The following is a 21,520-nucleotide window of genomic DNA, read 5'->3' as shown; positions in this document are numbered from 1 at the left end:
AGGCGCGGCGGGAACGCACTGTCGCCGCGCCGGAGACGAACACGGGCGCGGCGGGAACGCACTGTCGCCGTGCCGGAGACGAACACGGGCACGGCGGGAACATGCCTCGCCGTGCCGGAGACGAACACGGGCGCGGCGGGGAACGTGCCTCGCCGCGCCGGTACGGCGTCTCAGCTCCGCAGGCCGGGGGCCTCGTGGCCCGTGCGCGCCACGTACTCCGTGTAGCCGCCGCCGTACTGGTGGATGCCCTCCGGCGTCAGCTCCAGCACGCGGTTGGACAGCGCGCCCAGGAAGTGCCGGTCGTGCGAGACGAACAGCATGGTGCCCTCGTACCGGGAGAGCGCCGTAATCAGCATCTCCTTCGTCGCCATGTCCAGGTGGTTGGTGGGCTCGTCCAGCACCAGGAAGTTCGGCGGGTCGTAGAGCATCTTCGCCATGACGAGCCGCGCCTTCTCACCACCGGACAGCACGCGGCACTTCTTCTCCACCTCGTCGCCGGAGAAGCCGAAGCAGCCGGCCAGCGCCCGCAGCGAGCCCTGCCCGGCGCGGGGGAACGCGTCCTCCAGCGACTGGAACACGGTGCGCTCGCCGTCCAGCAGGTCCATGGCGTGCTGCGCGAAGTAGCCCATCTTCACGCTGCCGCCCAGCGCCACCGTGCCGTCGTCCGGCTGCGTGGAGCCCGTCACCAGCTTCAGCAGCGTGGACTTGCCCGCGCCGTTGACGCCCATGACGGCCCAGCGCTCCGTGCGGCGCACCAGGAAGTCCAGCCCATCGTAGATGGTCCGCTTGCCGTAGGCCTTGCACACACTCTTCAGGCTGACCACGTCCTCGCCCGAGCGCGGCGCCGGCAGGAACTCGAACAGCACCGTCTGCCGGCGCTTGGGCGGCTCCACCCGCTCAATCTTCTCCAGCTTCTTCACGCGGCTCTGCACCTGCGCCGCGTGCGAGGCGCGCGCCTTGAACCGCTCGATGAACTTCAGCTCCTTGGCGAGCATCGCCTGCTGGCGCTCGAACTGCGCCTGCTGCTGCTTCTCGTTCATCGCCCGCTGCTGCTCGTAGAAGTCGTAGTTGCCCGTGTACGTCGTGAGCGAGCCGGCGTCGATTTCGATGACCTTGTTGACGATGCGGTTCATGAACTCGCGGTCGTGCGAGGTCATCAGCAGCGCGCCCTCGTAGCCCTTGAGGAACTCCTCCAGCCAGATGAGGCTCTCCAGGTCCAGGTGGTTGCTGGGCTCGTCGAGGAGCATCGCGTCCGGACGCATCAGGAGGATGCGGGCCAGCGCCACACGCATCTTCCAGCCGCCCGACAGCGCGCCCACGTCGCCGTCCATCATCTCCTGGCTGAAGCCCAGGCCCGCGAGGATTTCCCGCGCCCGGCCCTCCAGGGCGTAGCCACCCAGCTCCTCGAAGCGCCCCTGCACCACGCCGTAGCGCTCGACGAGCTTCTCCATGTTGTCCGCCTGGTCCGGGTCCCCCATGGCGGCCTCGAGCTCCTTCAGCTCCGCGGCCACGGTGCTCACCGGGCCCGCGCCGTCCATCACCTCGGAGGCGGCGCTGCGGCCCTTCATCTCGCCCACGTCCTGGCTGAAGTAGCCGATGGTGACGCCCCGGTCGACGGCCACCTGGCCCTCGTCCGGCTGCTCCTGGCCCGTAATCATCCGGAACAACGTCGTCTTGCCAGCGCCGTTGGGGCCGACGAGGCCCACCTTCTCCCCCTTGTGGAGCGCCGCGGAGGCCTCGATGAAGAGAATCTGCTGGCCATTCTGCTTGCCGATGTTGTCGAGACGAATCATGTGCGTGCCAAGGGAGCCCGGGTGCGGTTGCGGCGCCCTTATGCCATGGGAGGCGCCCCGGGAAGAGTGTTCCGAACCATCAGGGAGCGGGCTTTCTTGCATGAGGGGAGGCCGGCAAGGGCCCGCCCGCCCGCCAGTGCCAGCGTAGGTGTCCTACTCCCGCGTACTTCCAAGGAGCCCCTGCTCACGGGCCCAGGGAATGAACTCGCCCGGACGGAAGGGGAAACGAGCGCCGGCACGAATGAGGTCATCCGCGAGGAGCTGCGCCTCGGCATCGTTCAGCATGCCTCGCTTGACCCCGCGTGCCACCAACGCGAGCGTGCGCAGGACCCGGACGCCCCTGTTACGCGCAATCTGGACCGCGACGTTGTCGTCCGTGAACGCGATGCCGCCATGAGCCTCTGCCCAGGCCATCACGCTGGCCTCCCCCACGTTACGCCGTCCCGCCCCCAGCGGCTGCACATACTGGGCAAAGAGGCTCAGCACCTCCAGCGTGTCCACCGGCTCAACCCGGAGCCACTGCAGGTCGAGAACGGCTTGAAGCTCGGGATGTTCACGCACGCCGGCACCGAGCTCATCCCGCACGGCGCGCGTCGTGACCCGCTCATCGCCCTGCGTGAGCAACTCCAGCAGCGGGAGCCGCTTCGCCCTGGCAAAGCAACTCAGGGGCGCGCTGTCGAATACCAGGATGGCCATGCCTTCAGTCCAGGTCGAACTGCGAGCGCATCGACTCGAGCGGTATCCGATCCTGGGGGGGCAGATCACCAGCGCTGAGTGCGCCATGGAGCAGCTCCAGGGCCCGCTCTGCACTCACCTTGTGGCGCTTGTAGGCCCGTACCACGGCCTGCGCGAAGCGTGGAGGAATGGATGGGGGAGCCAGTTCCTCGCGCAAGGTGACGCCCCCATCGAGGTAGTCGGCCTTCCGTGGACGTTCGGCGTCAAGCCGGTCACGCATGCCACTGTCGATGAGGTCGAGATTGCAAAGATGCCCGAGGACTGCCGTCCAGCTCACGCCGTATTCGGCTCCGAGGACGATGGCCGCCGCTCGTGCGTTGGCACGACCCTCAAGCTCCTGCCACCGTGAGCGGATGGACTCCCTCGGCATCAGGAAGTGGATGGCGAATGCATTGATGAGACGCTCACGGTCATCACCATCCGCGCCGACAATCCACTCCGACGAGAAGTCGTCGGCGAAGATGTGGTGCCCCAGCTCGTGGACCAGGGTGAACCGGCGGCGCCCTGTCTGGGCACGCCCGTTCACGAGCGCGACGCCCCCCTGGTCGAGCCGCAGATACGACCCATCGAGTGCGTCGTCTTGAAGGTCCAGGGCAAAGGCATAGAGCCCCACCTTCTCAGCGAGGGCCTGGACCTCCCAGATGGGCCCGAGCGGAAGCCCCAGGTTCTTGCGCAGCTCGCGTGCCGCAGCCTCCGCGCTCGTGACGGAGTCGATGCTCCTGGTGCGCGGGGGCAGCGGAGGTTCAAGAACCTTCAGCTCAACCAGCAGGTTGACATCCCGAGCAAGACCTTCCAGCAGAACATCCGCTCGCGAGTCATCCGCCAGGTCTCGGCTCTTCCGGCGGCTAACGACGGCGGGCGGTGACGGAACAAGGAACCAGTCGAGGGGCCGATTCAGCCGCTCGGCGATGCGCGTCAGTTCGATAGCGTCGAGCTTCCGCTCACCAGCCTCAAGCTTCGTGATGACTGTCCGGTCGAGGTTCAGCGCAGCGGCCAGTTCGGCCTGACTCAGGCCCGCGGCCTTGCGCGCTTCAGCAAGGCGTGCCCCGAGCTGCTGCCATGTCGTGACCATTCCCTGACCCATGGTGCGAAAATAGCACATGCACCAGCGACAGGCCACTTGATGGCGTGTGTTTCGCCTGTCATTCCAGGCTCTTGAGACGAAAACACCACACTCGACCTCCTTCTCTTCCACCGCGCCAACCGGGGTGGCGAGTGCCCGCTCCTCGGCTGCGATAACCGCTTCGAGTCCCGGCGCTCCGGCCTGTCCAGCCCTCCAGACCGACGTTGCTCACGCCGCCACTCCGGGCCCCGCGCCTCACGCCCTGGCACGCCGCGTGTCGTAGAGTCACCGTCGTGCTGACCGTCGACCCGCATCCGTCCCTGGATACCCTCGCCTTCACCACCACGTTCCCCGCCCCGCTGGGCTCGCTGCCCTCACCGGAGTGGCTGGTGGCCCTGCTCCAGCCGGGCGCCACCGCGCCCCTGTCCAGCGACGACACCGTGCGCGGCACCGTGCGCGACATGCTCCGCCACGGCGGCTACAAACCCACCGGGCGCGGCAAGCCCGCCTCCGAGTACCTCGTGCGCGCCTCGGGGGACGGCTCGCTCGGCTCCATCAACACCGCCGTGGATGCCTGCAACGCCGTGTCCCTGCACAGCGGCCTGCCCATCAGCGTGGTGGACCTGGACCGCGCGAAGGCGCCCTTCCGCATCGGCATCGCCCCCGCCGGCTCGCAGTACGTCTTCAACGCCTCCGGTCAGAGCATCGACCTGGAGGGGCTGCTGTGCCTCTTCGACGCGGAGGGGCCCTGCGCCAACGCCGTGAAGGACGCGCAGCGCACCAAGACGAACGCCGAGACGCGGCGCACCCTCACCGTGCTCTGGGGCGCGAAGGGCCTCGGGGACCGCACCGCCCGCGCCTTCGACTGGTACCGCGAACTGCTGGAGCGCGCGGGCGCCACCGTGGAGCGGCTCCCCTGAGCACACCGGACCTGGCGCTGCTCCTCGCGGACCGGTAGGGCCTCAACCGCCAGAAGGCGCGGGCTGCCTGCCCGGCGCCAGCATCAGGTTCGCGCTGCCGTAGAGCGTGTAGACGAGCCCCAGCGGGTTGTACCGGGCCAGGAGCGCGCGGCGCGCCTCCAGCAGCGACTCGCCCGCGGGCTTCCGCTTCAGGAAGTGCTGGAAGAACAGGCGCGCCATCTCCGCCGCGAGCCCCTCCCAGATGGCCACCTCGGTCCCGATGACGCCTCCGGCCCGGGCCGCCATCAGGCTGAGGATGATTTGCGCCGGCCGCGTGGAGTCGAAGGCCGCCGTGCCGCACCCGTTCAGGAAGAACAGCGGCTGGTGGCTCAAGGGCGGGAGGCTCGCCAGCTGCGAGGCCGTAATCCATCCCACCGCGCTCGCGGGCCCCAGGGCGAGGTGGGGCTCGTCCGGCTCGGCGGCCCTGGCGTTGGGCGGCCGCCGCGCGTACGCGTGGCAGTAGAGGTAGACGATGTCCGGCGCCCCCTGCGCCCCTTCCAGGAGGTCCAGCAGGTCGTCCCGCCCCTTCGCGGCGCGGAGCACCGCCAGGGGCGGAGTCGTTCCGAGCAGGCTCGCCAGCTCCGTGAAGTGCTGCACGGCCAGCCCCAGGCCCTCGTGCCGTCCCGTGAGCACCGTGACGGGGTCTCCGCTGGTGATGACCGGAGGGAGCGCACGCGGGGGCTCATCCAGGCGAGCCACCTGCTGCGGTGGGACCTCCACCATGTGCCGGAAGCCCCAGAAGTGACGCGGGCAGGCCACGGTCTTCTCCGTGTGCCCCGTCGTGGCCCGGTTCGTCTCGTGCAGCGGACAGCGCTCGGAGGCGCCGCACTGCTTCGCCCCGGGGCTCCCGTCCGCGCCGGGGAGCGGCGCATCACACGTCACGGGCGCGGGAGTCTGGCGGTCGGCGTCGAAGGGCCGGTCGTAGACGAGCGCCCAGGGGATGACGCGCTCCAGGTCCATGTGCGCCGCGTTGATGACCTGTCCGTCCTCGGTGAGCCGCTTCCGGACCTCCGCCCTGCCGTCGAAAGAAGGGACGAGCTGGGTGAACAGGCTCCAGCCGTGCCGGGCCAGCTCCAGCAGCATCTTCTTGAACTGCGCGGGGTCGCCGCGGTTCGCCTCGCCCTGGAAGTTGAACAGGTACTGGCCCTGCGGGCCCCTCGATGAATCCAGGAGCGTCTTGCGGACGTCCTCCACCACCTTGCCCAGGTTGCCGCCGACCTTCACCTCGAAGAGGTCCTGCCCCTTGACGGTCACCACGTCCTGACCGGCGCTCTGGTTGACGGCGAAGCTCAGCGCGCGCGGGGGCGCGTCGGGCCGCTCCGACAGCTCCGCCACCGCGCTGTATTCGAGCCGGATGAGCGAGCCCGTCTCACCCGACTGGAGCACCTGCGCCACGTCCACGCCGAGCGCGTCCGCCAGCCTCCGCGCGCGTGCCTCCCACCCCTCGTCCTCACCCGGGCGCCGCACCCGCACCGCGAGCCGGAACGACTGCAACAGATTGTCGCGCTGGTAGAGGCACAGGCGCAGTCGGGCCACGCCCTCGATGCGGGTGCTCGAGCGCAGCGCGAGGGCGAAGAACACGGCGTCGCTCGCGCCCTTCCTCGGCAGCCAGAGCTGCTGGACGGGAGCGCCCAGGACGTCGAAGTCCATCCCCGTCACCCCGACGTCGAGGAACAGCCCTTCCTCCCCCAGCGTCCAGTGGAGCCGCTCCTCCAGGAGGGCCATGGAGCCGAGGCTGGGAATGCCCCCACGCTTCGAGTCGATGCGCACGCTCAGGTGCACCACCTGCGCCGGTTCGAGCGCGGTGGACGTCGCCTCCAGCTCACGGAGCCCGCCGTCCTCCGCTTCGACGTGCAGCAGCGTGTTGACCTGCCGGGGTCCCGGTCGGGGCTCCGGGGCCGGGGCGGACTCGAGCGACGTGCCTCCAGGACTGGCGAAGCTGAAGAGGACCGGCGGCCGGGGGCTCGGAACCATCAACTGGTCCCGCAGGTTCCCCAGCTTCTGGGACAGCGGCAGCATGCCTCCTGACTCGTGGTCGAAGTTGAGCGTGGTCAGCAGGTCGGCCATGCCGTGGAGCTCCGTCCGCAGCGCCTCCTCCACCTTCGGGTTCGCGAGGATGAGCTCCTCCTCCACGGCGGGCCGCGCCAGCGCCGCGGCGATGGTGGACGCGCGCAGCAGCTCCTCCCGTCCCGCGCCCCCGAGGAGCACGCACCCGGGCTCCCCCCACGCGTCGAGGGGCCGGTCGTGGACGAGCTCGTCATAGAGCCGCGCGCGCCAGGCGGAGGCCCCCGCCGGCCCGAGCAGCACCGCCGGCCCGCCTCGCCCCACCAGCGCGTGCGCGAGACGGCGCAGCATGCGCGCATCCCCCTCGTGCTCATACTCGAGCACCACCAGCCGCGTCTGCCACGCGTCCGCCATCCGGAAGAGCCAGCCCAGCGTTCCCGGCGCGTCGGGAGCGGCCGTCGAGAACAGCCTCCCCGCCTCTGCCTCCCGACGGAAGAACGCCGGGTCGGAGAAGTGGAGCACCTCGGCGGTGGGCCAGCCCCGCAGCCGGAGAAAAGGTTCGAGCACCTCGGGCTCACAGGCGTCCACGTCCATGGCGTCCTTCCAGCCCGGCAGTGAGCCGAAGACCGCGGACACGAGTCCGGAGACGGCGCCTCGCGTGCCACCGCGGGCGTCCAGGGCCAACACGCGCACCGGAAGCGTGAGCGGGATGAGCCCGATTCGCGGACGCACCGGAGAGGCCCTGACGACGGAGACCGGAATGGAAAGGTCGGGCGCCTCCTCGCGGAGCACGACCTCCGCCGGTGCCCGCACCGCCTCCAGGTCGAAGGCCTCCCACCGCGAGTCCCGGACCTCGAACGCCACGCGCGCCAGGAAGCGCTCCGAGTCCTCAGGGGCGCGCTCCCGCTTCAGGAAGGCCGAGAGCCGCTCGACCGCTCCCGGCAGCCGGAGCGCCGTGGACAGTTCGTCCGCCGTGGGCCCCGCGCCGGAGCACCACCGCTCGACCTCCTCCGGCGTGAAGGCGTGCCGGAGGGAGACACCCCAGACCCGGGTCTCTCCCACGGTGCCGCCGTCCTCCGAGCGCTGGAGGACGACGCGGATGTCGAAGCGGCGGTAGCGGGTGATGGCCATGTCTCAGCTCCTTCCCGCCGGAGGCGCGGGCGTGGCCGGCTGTGGCGTGGCCTGCGCCGGACCGAGGATGCGCTGGATGAGGGGCGCGAGCCCGGGATGGGCAATCTGGTGGAGCCCGAATCCCCAGAGCAGGGCGACGAGCCAGTCACCCCATCCGCCCCACAGCGGGTCATTCACCCAGAGGAGGTTCAAGCCCACCACCGAGGCCACCAGGAGCGTGATGAGCATGATGAGGAAGTCCGCGACCAGGAGCCGCTTGCCAATCCAGGCCATGACCTCCGCCGGGGCCCGCCGCTCCAGCACCGGGGTCATCACCAGCCGCAGGCTCTGCGACAGCGCATCGGGCAGCGCCCCCAGGGACACGCCGGCCGGAGGCGCTCCGGGGGCGGGCACGGCGGGAGCCTCGGCCCCCATCCACGACAACTGGCCCGCCTTCGTCAGGTCCTTCACCCTGTCCTCGTACCGGGCCCGGACCTCCTCGTACGCGACCTGTGCGTCCGCGAGCTTGCCTTCCGTCGCGAGCCGCACCGCGGCGTCGGCCGCGTCGCGGAACTTCGTCATGTCCGTCTTCGTCTTCTCCGCGTCTGGAGGCACGGGCTGCCCGGCCTCCTTTGCCTTCTTCAGGGACTCCTCCGCCTTCGCCACGAGCTCGCCCGTCGTCTTGGAGAGCGCCTGCGCCGCGGTCAGCACGTAGTGCTTCAGCGCCTGCTCGTAGGCCAGGACCGCCGCCTCCGTATCAACGAGCACCGAGCGCTCGCGAACCGGGGCCAGGAAGCCATTGACGCTCTTGCCGAGCGCGGTCCACTCGTCCTGGCTCATGAAGGCCGGTGGAGCGCCGTCGAATCGCCTGCCCAGGTCGTCCGCCACGAGGCTCGTATAGCCCCCGCGTGCCTTGTCGAGCGCCTGGGCCGCCGCCCCGGGGTCGCGGTCCAGGTTCCTCTCCACGAGGTCCAGGCTCGGCACCACGAGGCGCGCCAGCTCGAAGGCCGTGCTCGACGTGGGCGAAGCCCGTGTGAACGCCGCCACGCGCTCCCGGAGCCCCTGGAGACCCGTGACGAGGTGCTGCCGGACCGCGGCCTGGATTTCAGCCGGCAGGGCGCGGAGCCTGGCCTCGACACCGTCCATGTCCGAGGCCGAGGTGCCCGTAGTGGACAGCGTGGCCTTCACCTCGGCGAGCTTGTCCAGGAGCGTCTTCTGGAGCTGCACGGGGCTCATGGCCAGGACGGCCTTGCGCAGCCGGACCCAGTTCCAGGCCGCCGTCACCTTCCGCTCCAGCACGCTCAGCTTCTGGCCGAGGGTGTCCAGATTCCCGGGGGCCCACTTCTGCGAGGCCTCCCGCAGGAGGCTGTCGACCTCCGCCCGGAGGCTCTTGACCAGGTCCTGTCCCTCGACGTCGCAATCGGGGTGGGCCGCCAGGTCATTCAGGGACTGGAGCTGGGTCTGCGCCCGGTGCTCGATGAGCAGCCGGGGGCGCTCCACCGTCTGGTAGGTGCGGATGCCGTAGGAGACGAGGACGCCCAGCAGGATGAGCAGGAACGCCATGCCCCAGGACTCCCGCAGGTAGAGGGTGAAGGTCGCATCCAGCGGTGGCCCTCCGGGCGAGACGATGCTCACCGTGCCCTTGTAGAGCCCCGCGCCCGGCAGCTCGGAGTCGATGTCGAGCTGCACCGGCAGCACCTGCCCGCGACCGAGGACGAAGGGACCTTCCAGGGCCGCCGTTCCCCCATCCACTTCCACCAGGGCCCTCGCCTTGACTGGCACGTCATACGCGGTGGCCGTGTCCGCGGCGTCCTCCTGGACGGTGAGGCTGGAGAGCACGGGCGGGCTGAGCGTCACGGGGAGGCCCGCCGTCTCGCGCAGGGTGAGCGGGATGCGCACGGAGGGCTCGCTCGACCAGGGAGGCGTGGTGCCCCGCACGCGGGTCACCGCGTCGACGAGCCCCACGTTCAGCACCGACCTCGGCCAGGTGATGACGACCTCGGTGGAGCCCTGCTCGCGCCCCCCGTAGAGAATCGTGAGCCGGCTCCGGTAGGTGCCCGGATGGTCGATGCGTGCCCGGAGCATGACGGGGATGGAGTCCAGCGCGCCCAGCGCCACACCGGCGTCGCTCTCGTCCAGCAGCTCCACCGGACTGGCGCTCACCCCCGACTCGTCCAGGAGCCCGGTGGCCCGGACCCGCACGTCGTCGACCCGGGCGTTCCACATCTCGTCGAGGTGGAGCGTGTGCGTCACCACGCCGCCGTCGCTCCAGAGCTGGATGGGCTGCCCCGGAGGGAAATCTCGGAAGACGACCTGCATGGCCGCGAGGCCCGCGTCGGTGCCTCCGTCGCGTCGCTCGGCGGCGCCCGCGTCGAGGCCCGCGTCCACTCCGGCATCCATGACCGGGGGACGCCCGGCGTCCTGGGCCGCCGCGGGTAATGCCAGCAGCAGCGCCAGCATGGCCATGCAAAGGCAAACGCTTCCCCGCGGACTCCTGAAATGCTCACGCATCACAGCCCCCTCGCACCGGATGCCGCACCGTGTGCTCGGCCGCGCAGCATACGCGAGTCGCGGCGAGTGAAGACGAGTGGCTCTCCAACGACGGCTTCCACCCGAGCCCCGAGGGCTCCCAGAAGCTCGCCGACCTCACGCACGAGGCCATGCGGCGCGCCGGGTGGCTGCCGCCCGCGACCTCCCAGGCACGGCACTGACTCCTGGCCGGTGGGTCACTTCATCCACCGCGCGCGAATCCTTCCGTTGACGACCTCGACGGACAGCCAGTCGTCCGCGAAGGCGGCGGAGCAGTCACACCGGACCACCTTGAGGTACTCGCGAATCAGGCGGAGCTTGAACCCGCGCGGCGTCTTCAGGATGGCCACGGAGTCGTCCTTGGACGCGCCCAGGCTCTGCTTCACGTCGAGGACCTTCCCCGTCGCCGCGTCGATGAGCGCCACGCCCACGTGCTCGTAACCGGGCCGGTCGTCCTTCGTGAAGAACACCAGCGCGCGCCGGGCGTCCACCGCGAAGGCGGACACCTCGCTGTTCGGAACCACGGCGCCGGAGCGCCGGCAGATGGACTCACCATCCGCGAGGTTCGAGATGGAGCCATACCAGTCCGGCTCCAGCGGAAGCTCACTCCTCCCTCCCGCCGGAGTCTCCACGAAGGCCCGCATGTCGTCCTCGGTGCACTCCCCCGAGGCGGAGTCGAAGCGCACCGAGAACGCATGCGCCCCGAGCTGGCACTCCAGGCGGAAGTCACAGTCCGGAGGCGCGGGCTCGGCGGCGTCCGCAGCGAGCGCGCCCCCGGTGAGCACTCCGCATAGCATCACCGCCATCAGCTTCCGGCCGGACATCATCGGGTTCGGGTCCTCTCCAGGGATGACCCGGCCCACTGTAGTCCAGCGCGGACCGCTCACCTGCCCGCGAGCCGCCCCGTCACTTGATGAACGGCGTGAGCGCCTTCAGCCAGACCACCACCGCCGCGGCGCCAGCGTCGGGCACTCCGAGGGCGCGCTTGCCCAGGTAGCTCGCGCGGCCCAGGCGCGGCTGCATGCGCGAGGTCGCCTCCGCGCCCTGCTCGGCTTCGCGGACACACGCGGCCCACGCATCGGCGGGTGACTTGCCCGCCTTCACCGCCCCGGCGAAGGCCTCCGCCCCGGGCTTCAGTGCGTCCAGCATGGTGCGGTCCCCGGGACGCGCGCCGCCCAGTTCCGACACCGCGTCCACGGCAATGCTGAACGCCTCGGCCCACGCGGCGGCATCCGGCGTCCCCTCCTTCTCCGCCAGGTGGCGGGCGGCGCGCAGCAGCGCGGTGGCATAGAACGGCCCCGAGCTGCCGCCAATGGCGCGACGCAGGGCATTGCCCATCGCCGTCAGCGCGCGCGACGGGCTCATCCAGGACGACTCGGGCAGTGCGCGAATGGCCTCCGCGCCACGCGCGAGGCTGAGCCCCAGGTCCCCATCCCCCGCCGCGCTGTCCAGCGCCGTCAGCCGCGGCTCGGCCAGGTCGAACGCATCGGCGACCGCCAGGGCCGCCTTCCTGAAGTGCTCCATCCCCGGCCGCACCTCACCCGCCTCCACCGGCCTCACCTGCGCGGGCGACACATGACGGGCAGCCCGCTCCGCCGCCACCCGGCCCGCGCCCGGCCACGCGGGCGCGGAGGTCGCCGCGTCCAGCCGCTCCAGCCGCGCGTCATCCACCTTCAGCAGCGACAGCGAGCAGCCCGGCATCTCCAGCGCGGAGAGGAACGTCCCGCACCAGGCCCGCTCCACCCGCACGCCCGCCCCGCGCAGCACCGCCAGGGCCCGGCGCGCGACGATGGCCAGCTCCATGGGCGGCGTGCCGCCAAGTCCGTTGACGAGCAGCACCACCCTGTCTCCAGAGTTGATGCGCCGGTCCTCGACAATCGTGGTCAGCAGCGTGTCCACCAGCGCGTCCGCGGACTGCATCGGCACGCGCCGCACGCCCTGCTCGCCGTGGATGCCCAGGCCCAGCTCCAGCTCGTCCTCGCCCAGCGTGAAGCCGGGCCGCCCCGCCGCCGGCACCGTGCAGGGCCCCAGGGCGACGCCCATGGTGCCCAGCTCCGCCGCGGCCGCCGCCGCCTCTCGCGCCACCTCCGACAGCGGAGCCCCCGTGGCGGCCACCGCGCCCGCCACCTTGTGCACCAGCACCGTCCCCGCGATGCCCCGGCGCCGCGCGGGCTCCACGGTGTCGTGCAGGGCCACGTCGTCCGCCACCACCACCGTCTCCACCGGAATCCCCTCCGCCCGCGCCAGCTCCGCGGCGAGGCCGAAGTTCAGCCGGTCCCCCGTGTAGTTCTTCACCACCAGGAGCGCCCCCGCCGGCCCGGCCACCGCCCGGATGGCGGCCAGCACCGCGTCCGCGCTCGGCGAGGTGAACACGTCCCCCGCCACCGCCGCGTCCAGCATGCCCGCGCCCACGTAGCCCGCGTGCGCCGGCTCGTGCCCGCTGCCGCCCCCGGAGATGACCGCCACCTTGCGCTGCTGGACGTCCGCCGGAGTGTCGGCGCGCACCACCACCGTCTCCTCCTCCAGCAGGGCCTGCCCCGGCGCGAGCGCGACGAAGCCTTCGAGCATCTCGCGCACCACGGCGCGTGGCGAATTGACGAGCTTCTTCACCGGGCTGTTCTCCTCGCGGGGGTTGAGCAGGCGCCAAGAAGGTGGACGCGCCGCATGGGCACGTCAAGCACGAGGCGGTGGTAGGGTCGCGCCCATGGTCAGGTCCCCCTGCCCCGTGTCCCTGTCGCAGTTCCTCGAGAAGGCCGAGCCGCTGAAGGTCGTCATCAACGGCCAGGAGCAGCTCGCCGAGGTGAAGTCGTTCTCCACCGGCTCGTTCGGCTGGTACATCAACGGGAAGATTCCCGTCACCGTGGACGGAAAGCCGCTGTCGGTGCAGATCGGAATGAATCTCACCGTCGTCGGTTCGAAGGAAGCCGACCGTGACACCCCGGCGGCGCTTGTAGGATGGGGCCGCCTCGCCTCTTCACCCGGAAGTCATCATGTCCCTGCTGGAGCGCCTCCGGTCCCTGTTCTCCTCCCCTCCGTCGCCCACCGCCGGAGAAGCGGCGGCACCACCGCCCGCGCCCGCCGGTGGAGCCCAGGCCCCGGAGCCCCCACCCGTCGTCACGCGCTTCCTCCAGGCGGGGGAAGTCGTGGTGAAGGAGGGAGACCCCGGCCGCTCCATGTTCGTCGTCCTGGAGGGCCGCGTCGCCGTGGCTCGCAAGTCGGAGGGCGGTGAGCCCAAGGTGGTAGGACAGCTCGGGGCCGGCGAGTTCTTCGGCGAGCTGGCGCTGCTCACCGGCACCGCGCGCACGGCCACCGTGGTGGCGGTGGAGGACGCCGTCGTCCTGGAGCTCTCCCCGTCCGCGAGCCGCGAGGCCTGGACGGACTATGGCGTGGAGGGCGACAAGCTGGAGCGGGCCGCCCGGGAGCGGTTGATGGCGGATGCCATCCGCAGCAACCCGCTGCTCGCCACGCTGTCCCCGGAGCTGCAGGCACAGCTCGGCGCCGCCTTCGTCCCCGTCACGGTGCCGGCGGGCGAGACGCTCCTCACCCGCGGCAAGCCGGGCGACGCCCTGTACCTGCTGCTGCGCGGCGAGTGTGAGGTATTCCACACTCACGAGGACGGCCGGCACTCGCCGCTCGCGACGCTGAAGGAGGGCGCCCTGTTCGGGGAAATCTCCCTGCTGCGCAGCCGGCTGGCCACCGCCACCGTGCGGACGCTCACCCCCTGCACCCTGATGAAGCTGGACCGCGAGGTGTTCGAGAAGTCCTTCATCATCCAGCCCAACCTGCGCGGCGCCCTGGTGCGGTTGGGCCTGGAGCGGCTGAAGCAGACGGTGAAGGTGATGGCCGAGCCGAACCACTCCTCCGACAACAACGACACCTGAAGTGCCCGGTGCCCACATGAGCGAGACACGGAGCAGCAAGACGGAAGCGGTGCGCAGGCTGGGCGTGCGGTATCCCATCGTCCAGGGGCCGTTCGGCGGGGGGCTGTCCTCCACCCGGCTGGCGGCAACGGTGTCCAACCTGGGCGGGCTCGGTTCCTACGGCGCGTACAGCCTGACCCCGGACGAAATCTTCCAGGTGGCGAAGGAGCTGCGCTCCCTCACGTCGAACCCGTTCGCGTTGAACCTGTGGGTGTCGGACCATGACCCGGGCGGGTTGGAGCTGAGCCCCGAGGAGTTCGACCGCGTCTACGCCCTCTTCGAGCCCTACTACCGCGAGCTGGGCGTGGAGAAGCCCGAGCGGCCCCAGCGCTACGCCCAGAAGTTCGAGGAGCAGGTGGAGGCCCTCCTGGAGGCGCGGCCTCCGGTGTTCAGCTTCGTGTTCGGCGTGCCCTCCGCCCCCCTCCTCGCGGAGTGCCGCAGGCGCGGCATCGTCACCATCGGCGCCGCCACGTCCATCGCGGAGGCGCAGGCGCTCGACGGCGCGGGCGTGGACCTCATCGTGGCCACGGGCTTCGAGGCGGGCGGCCACCGGCCGTCGTTCCTCGCGCGGGCGGAGGACTCGCTGATGGGGACGCTCGCGCTCACGCCGCTCGTCGCGGACCGCGTGAAGGCGCCGGTCATCGCCGCCGGCGGCATCGGCGACGGGCGCGGCATCCGCGCGGTGCTCACGCTGGGCGCCCAGGCCGCGCAGCTCGGCACCGCCTTCCTCGCCTGCGAGGAATCCGGAGCCTCTCCCGAGCACCGCGCCGCCCTCTTCAGCGACCAGTCCCAGCGCACGGCCCTGACTCGCGCCTTCTCCGGCCGGCTGGCGCGAGGCCTGCGCAACCGCTGGAGCGACGAGATGGGCCCTCGCGTCCCGGAGCTTCCGCCCTTCCCCATCCTGGGCTGGTTCGCGTCGAAGCTGAAGCCCGCGGCCCTCGCGGCGGGACGCACGGACCTCGTCTCGCTGTGGAGTGGGCAGATTGCGCCCAACCTGCGCCACCGGACGGCACCGGCGCTGATGGAGTCGCTGGTGCGAGAGCTGGAGCAGCCTTGAAGAACGTGCCCCCGCTGAGCGGGTCGCACGCGCTCACGGGAATACCTCCATCCGGCAAGCAATGCCGGACGGAGGCAATGAGGCCGGGCGCCCGGCGTTGAGAGTCCATCCGGACTTTTCCGGAGCATTCGAACAGGGACTCTCGACACCATGCGGAAGCTCTTTCGACGTCCACTCACCGCGCTGACGTGTGCGATTGCATTGGGACTCCAGGCCTGTGGCGAAGGCCCGCCACCCGAGGAGGGGCAGGCACCGCTGGCACAGGCCTCCGCCGCGGCCACCCTGGCGCGGACCTCCGCCGACGCGGAGACGGACATCCTCGTCGCGCTGCAAGCCATTCCCGGCCTCACGGTGGTGCGCGAAGGCCCGAGCCGCTTTCCCGGCACGCGCTTCTTCGTCCTCACCTATGACCAGCCGGTGGACCACCAGCACCCCGAGGGCCAGCGCTTCCAGCAGCGCATGACGCTGCTGCACCGCGCCACGCAGGCCCCCGTGGTGCTGGCCAGCTCGGGCTACAGCATCGGCACGAGCGCCGGACAGTTCGAGCCCACCGCGCTCCTCCAGGCCAACCAGCTCCTCGTCGAGCACCGCTTCTTCGGCGACTCCACGCCCGCGCCCGCCAACTTCGAGCACCTCACGCTGGAGCAGGCCGCGGCGGACCACCACCGCATCGTCACCGCCTTCAAGTCCCTCTACGGCGCGAAGTGGGTGAGCACCGGCGGCAGCAAGGGCGGAATGACGTCCCTCTACCACCGCGCCTTCTACCCGGACGACGTGGACGCCACCGTGGCCTACGTGGCACCCAACAGCCACGGCCCCAAGGACCCGCGCTACATCCAGTTCCTCAGCCGCGTGGGCGACGCCGGGTGCCGCGAGCGCATCCGGGACTTCCAGCGTGACGCGCTGTCGCGGCGCGAGGAGTTGGTGCCGCTCGTCGCCGCGGACGCGACGGCCCAGGGCCTGACGCTCGACTTCCTCGGCGCGGACAAGACCTTCGAGTTCATGATGCTCGAGCTGCCCTTCTCCTTCTGGCAGTACGGCAACCCCGCGACGTGCCCCGCCATCCCCGCGCCCGGCGCGCCGGCGGAGCAGGTGCTGGACGCGCTGGACGGCATCGTCGGCTACGTCGCCTTCAGCGACCTCGGCATCCACTTCTTCTCGCCCTACTACTTCCAGGCGGGCACGCAGCTCGGCAGCTACCGCTCCGACGAGCGGCACCTGCACGGCCTGGTGCGCTACCCCGGCGAGTACGGGCCGGCCGCCCTCGTGACCTTCCCGATTGAACCCTACGGGTTCGACCGCCGCGCCATTCCCCGCATCGAGGCCTGGGTGAAGGCGCGCGGCGAGCGCATCCTGCTCGTCTACGGGGAGCTCGACCCCTGGTCCACCAACGCCTTCGAGGTGCGTGAGCGCAACGACTCGTACCGCTTCTTCGTGCCCGGCGGAAACCACGGCTCCTCCATCTCCAAGCTCCCCGAGGCCGAGCGCACCGTGGCCCTGGAGCGGCTCAGCACGTGGATGGGCCTCCAGCCCACCGAGTCGGGCCGCGTCGCGATGAAGGCGTCCGCCCTCGCCACCGGCGAGGAGCCCGTGGAGCCGCTCGTCCTCGACCGCCGCCGTCTGCCTCCCCAGGAGTAGCCGTCCCGGAGTCTCACACTTCGCGAACATCTGAGTTGCGAGAGACCTGCCTGAAGGGGCACGGGCCCTGAGCCCGTGCCTCTTTTGCAGTGGCAATCCTGTTTCTTCTGCACTTCGTTGAATTCCGGACGCGCTCCTCCGTCGGGACCTCCTTCCCTTCCTCGCCGTGCCGGGCTGTGCCGGCGGTTTTCAGCGAGGACACCGTATGAGGAAGCAAAGAAGCGCAGGCTTGAGATGTATCACCGGGCTTGCGGCCTGGACGATTCTGTCCGCCTGCGGCGAGTCATCCATGGCGCCCGAGGCGGCGCCGCCCGAGGCCGCGGCGCAGGCCCTGAGCACGGGGCCGGACTTCGTGGTGACGTCCGTGACGAACCCCACGAGCATGAAGCCCGACCAGATGCTCGCCGTCACGGTGAGCGTGTGCAACCAGGGCACGGAGCCGGGCGGCGCCTTCGTGGAGCTGTACCTGTCACCCGATTCCAGCATCGGCCTCCCACCTGCCCCCTCCGAAATCCCCCTGGGGAGCACCTACCTGTACCTGGGCGCGGGAGATTGCCGCACGCAGTGGGCCTACGGGCGGTCCGCCGTCAGCATCGCGGGGACGTACACCGTGGCCGCCATCGCGGACCCGGCGAACCAGCTCGCCGAGACGAACGAGAGCAACAACACCCGGCTGGGGACCCGCATCGGCGTGGGGTACCTGCCGGACCTGGTGGTGTCCACCCTCAAGCGTCCCACCACCGCGATGCTGAACCAGCGGTTCACCGCCAGCGTGCTGGTGTGCAACCAGGGCACGGAACCGGGCGACGCCTTCCTGGAGCTGTACCTGTCGAAGGACCCAATCATCACCCCGCCAGTACCTCCCAGCACGTCCACCGACGTGCCCGTGGGCGGAGTGAGCCTCCAGCCGCTCCTCCCGGGCGAGTGCCGGACGGAGCCGGTGGAAGCCTGGGCGAACGTGCCCACGGAGGGAGTCTGGTACTTGGGGGCCGCGGTGGACCCCACCCAGGCCGTCCCCGAGCTCTTCGAGAACAACAACATCTCCCAGATGGGCCTCCGCATGAGCATGGGGAGCATGCCGGACCTCGCGATGAAGTCCGTCACCGCGCCCACGGGCGTGCTCCCGGGCCGGACGTTCACCGTCACCGCGACGGTGTGCAACGAGGGCACGCAGCCGGGCAGTGCTCCGGTGGAGTGGTACCTGTCCGAGGACAGCCAGCTCACCCTACCGCCCAGTGCGAATCCGGACGTGCTCCTGGGCACCGCGCCCACCCCGCTCCTGCAGCCGGGTGAGTGCCAGACGCTGACGCACCCGGCGTCCACCGACGTCCAGAATGGCGTGCGCTACGTCATCGCCGTGGTGGACGGGGCCAACGGCCTGCCCGAGCTGATTGAGTACAACAACCGCCGCACGGGCGACCGCCTGGGCTTCGGAGAGCGGCCTGACTTCGTGGTGACGTCCGTCACCCGGTCCGGGACCTCACCGGCCACCGGTCTCATCCACACCTCGGTGCGGGTGTGCAACCAGGGGACGACGGAGGACTCCACCGAGGTGGAGCTGTACCTGTCCACGGACACCACCATCACCCAGCCCGTGCCTCCCGGCACGGGTCCGGACCTCCTCATGGGCAGGGAGCATGTCGACCCGCTCGGGCCCGGGCAGTGCCGCACGGTGACGGTCAACGGCGCGCCGCCGGACGGTCCGGAGGGCACGTACTCCCTGGGCGCCATCGTGGACCCGTACGACATGGACACCGAGCTCATCGAGAACAACAACACCCTCGCGGGCGAGCGCATCGGCGTGGGCTACCGGCCGGACTTCGTGGTGACGTCCATCACCGGGCCGGCCAGCGCGCTGAACGGCCAGTCCGTCGACTACACCGCGACGGTGTGCAACCAGGGTTCGAGGGAGGGCCACGCCGAGGTGTCGGTGTACCTCTCCGCGGACACGGTCATCACCCCGGCCTTCGCCTCCGGCGATGGCCCGGACATCCTCTCGGGCCACAGTCCCCTCGACAGGCTCGAACCGGGACAGTGCCAGACGGTGACCATTCCCGGCTTCATGGGAGTACCGATGGAAGGCACGTACTACCTGGGCGCCGCCGTGGACACCCGCCAGTTCGAGACCGAGCAGCGCGAGGACAACAACACCTGGGTGGGCAATCGCATCGGCGTGGGGTACCGGCCGGACTTCGTGGTGACGTCCGTCACCGGGCCCGGGGGCGTCGAGCCCCACCAGCAGTTCAACGCGTCGGTGACGGTGTGCAACCAGGGCACGGAGCCGGGCTACACCGAGGTGGAGCTGTTCCTGTCCGCGGACGAGGTCATCACCCCGGCGTATTCGTACTCCGCGGGGTCGGACCGCCCCCTGGGCCACGCGATGCTCGACATGCTCGCACCGGGGCAGTGCCAGACGGTGTTGATTCCCGTCCAGACCGGGGAGGAGGGCGCGTGGTACCTGGGCGCCGCCGTGGACCCGCGTGGCATGGCCACCGAGCTCATCAAGGACAACAACACCCGGGTGGGCTACCGCATCGGCCTCGGGTACCGGCCGGACTTCGTGGTGACGTCCGTCACCGGGCCCGCGAGCATCCAGCGGGACGAGTCCTTCAGCAGCGAGGTCCAGGTGTGCAACCAGGGCACGATGGGAGGCCACACCAGCGTGGGGCTGTACCTGTCGGAGGACTCCGTCATCAGCGCGAGCGTGCCGTCCGGCTACCCGTCCCCGGACCCGCTCCTGTTCCGGCAGAACACCGACCCCCTCTCCCCGGGCCAGTGCCAGACGCTGACCCTCTACGGTCAGGCGGAGTGGACCCTGTACCTGTATGGCCCGCTCTACCTGGGCGCCGTCGTGGACCCCGAGGGCTACGACTGGGAACTGCGCAAGGACAACAACACCGGCCTGGGCCGCATCAACGTCCTGCCCTGATTCGCTTGCGCTGCCGGTGAGTGATGAACGGCCCTCCTCTCTCTCTTCTCGTGGAGGGGAGGGCCGGAGCCTGGCCAGCCCGGCAGTGGCCACGCGGTGCTTCAGGGCCCCACGGGGCCGCGAATCCGCCCGCACCCGGCGTCGTACGCGCCATCCGGGATATTGATGGCATGCCCGTTACGCTTGCGCTCCGCCCACGGGGATGGACACCAGGGCGCCGCAGGCCCCGGCTTCCCGGCCGGGCTGGCCGGAGCCACCGCCCCGCCCTCCCAGCCTGCTGTAGGACCCATCTTCGGAGTAATCGCCGGCCTTGCACCCCTCGCCGCCGGACAGGCCTCCCGGAAGCCTCCCGGGCACCCAGCACGCGCTTCCCGGTCGCGCACACCCTCCGGGAATTGGCGTAGGGCTGGCGCAGGGTCGCCGGGGCCATGGGCGCCATGGTGACGAGCCCGGAGGGAATGCCCGTCACCACGGGCTGCGTGCTGTAGCCCGTCACGTGAACGGCGGTGATGTTGCCCACGTACGGGGCCGTCAGCGCCACCGTGGACGGTGCGTAGGAAATGATTCCAATCTGGATGTCGGGGAGGTCCTGGTCGACGACGAGGGTGTAGTTGCCGCCATCGCAGTTGCTGAGGATGAAGATGTTCCGCGGGGTAGGCGTGGCCTCGGAACCGGGAGCCGGCGCTGGCCTGGGCTGCTCGCAATCCGCACTGGCGCCCGGCGCAGCCGGCCCGGCCGTTTCGGGCCGGGTCACATCGGGTGGCGACTCCGCAGGAGGCGCGAGAGCGTGGACGGGAGGGTGACCCGCGGTGGTCCCTCGCTCACATGCGCCTCCGAAGATGAGGATGATTCCCACCAGGGCCCACGAAGCCGCCCCATGACACCTGTGCATACGCGTTCCTTGCCCCCGCGGTGGTGGCATCACGTTCCACGTATCAGTCGATGTGAGGGAATCGCCCGCCGGTCACGGGCTCGCGGCACCCGGGCCGCCCATTGCATGGAAAGGAGTGTCCATTCCGTGTGGCCTGCCAGACCCGCACCGGTGGTGGGCCTTGCCTTCCTGGCATTCCAGCCCCCGAACCACCCGTGCCTGGAACGGAGCGCCCATTCCGTGTGGATTGGCACGCCCTCACCCGTGGTGTCCCTTGTCTGCAAGGCATTCCAGTCCCCGGACCGCCCGTGCCCGAAATGGAACGTCCGTTCCGCATGGCCGACAGACGACCCCCATCATGGGCCGTCTGCCATCCCGCCATGTCCCGCCCCCGCTCAGCCCTGTGCTGAATGGAGCCTCCGTTCCGCGTGGCCCAGCAGGCGCGCACCTCCCATGGGCCCCGCCCCTCCGCCTTGTCAGCCTCTCGAGCGGCCCAGGTCCGGAATGGAAGTTCCATTCCGCGTGGCCCAGCAAGCGCGCACCTCCCATGGCCCCGCCCCTCCGCCTTGTCAGCCTCTCGAGCGGCCCAGGTCCGGAATGGAAGTTCCATTCCGCGTGGCCCGCGAAACACGCGCCGCTCCTCGGCCTACCTCTCCTCCTTGCCAGTTGCCCCGGGCCGCCCTGCTCGGAATGGAGCCTCCGTTCCGCATGACCCACCAGGTCCTCGCCGGTGGCGGGCCCCAGCCTCCCCGCCATGTCAGACCCCTGGGGTAGACATCATGCTGCGGGAGGAGCGCTCCTTTCAGTGGAGCGTCGTCCCAGGGGCGAGAGGGAAGGGAAGGGGTATGTGGACGGCGGAGCAGCTGTACCTCATGAGCATGCGGGACTCGGCGGCGGTGATGGCGCTGCGGG

At 70.6% G+C, this 21,520-nt stretch carries 14 protein-coding genes; 6 read left to right on the top strand and 8 right to left on the bottom strand.

Features of this window, described 5'->3' with window-relative positions:
• Positions 1-170: 170 nt before the first annotated feature.
• The 3 genes from K8638_RS42045 to K8638_RS42035 form a co-directional block, all read right to left on the bottom strand.
• The gene (locus K8638_RS42045) at positions 171-1,793 is read right to left on the bottom strand and encodes an ABC-F family ATP-binding cassette domain-containing protein (RefSeq protein ID WP_223760422.1); all 1,623 of its coding nucleotides are present in this window, start codon (positions 1,791-1,793) and stop codon (positions 171-173) included.
• A 153-nt stretch (positions 1,794-1,946) separates the two neighbouring features.
• Entirely contained in the window at positions 1,947-2,489 is a 543-nt protein-coding gene (locus K8638_RS42040) for a hypothetical protein (protein WP_223760421.1), read from the bottom strand.
• Between the two features lie 4 nt (positions 2,490-2,493).
• Positions 2,494-3,600, bottom strand: coding sequence for an ImmA/IrrE family metallo-endopeptidase (locus tag K8638_RS42035; RefSeq protein WP_223760420.1), 1,107 nt, complete (start codon positions 3,598-3,600; stop codon positions 2,494-2,496).
• 284 nt (positions 3,601-3,884) lie between these two features.
• On the opposite strand from K8638_RS42035, the gene K8638_RS42030 reads away from it, so the two are divergent.
• Positions 3,885-4,511 carry a phenylalanine--tRNA ligase beta subunit-related protein gene (locus K8638_RS42030; protein WP_223760419.1) on the top strand — a complete coding sequence of 209 codons (627 nt, stop codon included), beginning with the start codon at positions 3,885-3,887 and terminating at the stop codon, positions 4,509-4,511.
• A 42-nt stretch (positions 4,512-4,553) separates the two neighbouring features.
• Here the strand turns inward: K8638_RS42030 and K8638_RS42025 are convergent, their stop codons facing one another.
• Positions 4,554-7,685 (bottom strand): CHAT domain-containing protein, encoded by a 3,132-nt coding sequence (locus K8638_RS42025; RefSeq protein ID WP_223760418.1) that lies wholly within the window; start codon positions 7,683-7,685, stop codon positions 4,554-4,556.
• 3 nt (positions 7,686-7,688) lie between these two features.
• Positions 7,689-10,130 (bottom strand): hypothetical protein, encoded by a 2,442-nt coding sequence (locus K8638_RS42020; RefSeq protein ID WP_223760417.1) that lies wholly within the window; start codon positions 10,128-10,130, stop codon positions 7,689-7,691.
• Between the two features lie 74 nt (positions 10,131-10,204).
• Here K8638_RS42020 and K8638_RS42015 point away from each other — a divergent pair, with 74 nt between their 5' ends.
• The gene (locus K8638_RS42015; RefSeq protein WP_223760416.1) at positions 10,205-10,375 is read left to right on the top strand and encodes a hypothetical protein; all 171 of its coding nucleotides are present in this window, start codon (positions 10,205-10,207) and stop codon (positions 10,373-10,375) included.
• Positions 10,376-10,390: 15 nt separating this feature from the next.
• Here the strand turns inward: K8638_RS42015 and K8638_RS42010 are convergent, their stop codons facing one another.
• From K8638_RS42010 to K8638_RS42000, 3 genes are all read right to left on the bottom strand, one after another.
• Complete coding sequence (locus tag K8638_RS42010; protein WP_223760415.1) at positions 10,391-11,020, bottom strand: hypothetical protein; 630 nt, start codon at positions 11,018-11,020, stop codon at positions 10,391-10,393.
• 79 nt (positions 11,021-11,099) lie between these two features.
• The gene (locus tag K8638_RS42005) at positions 11,100-12,803 is read right to left on the bottom strand and encodes a dihydroxyacetone kinase family protein (RefSeq protein ID WP_223760414.1); all 1,704 of its coding nucleotides are present in this window, start codon (positions 12,801-12,803) and stop codon (positions 11,100-11,102) included.
• Between the two features lie 63 nt (positions 12,804-12,866).
• A complete protein-coding gene (locus K8638_RS42000) occupies positions 12,867-13,097 on the bottom strand; it encodes a hypothetical protein (RefSeq protein ID WP_223760413.1) in 231 nt (76 codons plus the stop codon).
• An 86-nt stretch (positions 13,098-13,183) separates the two neighbouring features.
• On the opposite strand from K8638_RS42000, the gene K8638_RS41995 reads away from it, so the two are divergent.
• The 4 genes from K8638_RS41995 to K8638_RS41980 all read left to right on the top strand — a co-directional run bounded on the left by K8638_RS41995 (position 13,184) and on the right by K8638_RS41980 (position 19,737).
• Positions 13,184-14,074: a cyclic nucleotide-binding domain-containing protein gene (locus tag K8638_RS41995; protein ID WP_223760412.1), complete on the top strand. Its 891-nt coding sequence runs from the start codon at positions 13,184-13,186 to the stop codon at positions 14,072-14,074.
• 16 nt (positions 14,075-14,090) lie between these two features.
• Complete coding sequence (locus K8638_RS41990) at positions 14,091-15,170, top strand: nitronate monooxygenase family protein (protein ID WP_223760411.1); 1,080 nt, start codon at positions 14,091-14,093, stop codon at positions 15,168-15,170.
• Between the two features lie 150 nt (positions 15,171-15,320).
• Positions 15,321-16,808, top strand: coding sequence for a S28 family serine protease (locus tag K8638_RS41985; protein ID WP_223760410.1), 1,488 nt, complete (start codon positions 15,321-15,323; stop codon positions 16,806-16,808).
• 229 nt (positions 16,809-17,037) lie between these two features.
• Entirely contained in the window at positions 17,038-19,737 is a 2,700-nt protein-coding gene (locus tag K8638_RS41980) for a CARDB domain-containing protein (RefSeq protein WP_223760409.1), read from the top strand.
• Positions 19,738-21,520: the final 1,783 nt, after the last annotated feature.

This window comes from Myxococcus sp. RHSTA-1-4 (genome assembly GCF_020037125.1).
Classification (GTDB): Bacteria; Myxococcota; Myxococcia; order Myxococcales; family Myxococcaceae; genus Myxococcus.
Note: the sequence above shows the minus strand (reverse complement) of the source record. Positions and strands in the feature narration are given on the sequence as shown.